Below are 536 nucleotides of genomic sequence, written 5' to 3'. Positions count from 1 at the left end.
TTTCTAAAGGCCATTAAAGGTCGGTTTGGTCTAGCTTTTACCTACAATGCCAACAGCCGGGTATGTTACATTACTCAGTTTACGGCAGCCATTGCGGCTGGACCAGCGATTGATTTGACTCCGTTCCAGGCGGGAGATTACAGTACGGCTTATCCAAATGCCACGGGCTATACCGTGAATCAATATTTGGATTCCAGCGATGAGCTGAACAAAGATTCCACCGGAAATCCAATCGATCCGGAGAGTGAAGTGGTTGGCGGTGGACAAACCTTAATTTCCCTCCAGGTGGGCAGTATGCAACTTGCCTATCAGCCGTCGGGCCTGAGTGATGGGGCGTTTTGGCTTATTCCAACCGTTCGCCAGCCGGGAAATACCCTCGATGCCAACTATAAGCTGTCATCCCGTTATTTGAGCAAAGAAGGAAAACGGCCTAATAACGTTGGGCTGTGTCTGATTGCCTACCGGGGTATGACCCAGGATTCAGCAGGCAATGCTTATCCACTGGCGACGCCCGATGTTCGTAACGGACAACAACT

Annotated in this window: 1 protein-coding gene; it reads left to right on the top strand. The window is 50.4% G+C overall.

What is annotated here, in order from left to right:
* Positions 1–536 (top strand): hypothetical protein (locus tag ACYVE4_RS30940; RefSeq protein WP_461044293.1); only part of this gene is annotated, 536 nt, incomplete at both ends.

The organism is Spirosoma harenae (assembly GCF_054776975.1).
This window is presented reverse-complemented; position numbering and strand designations above follow the sequence as displayed.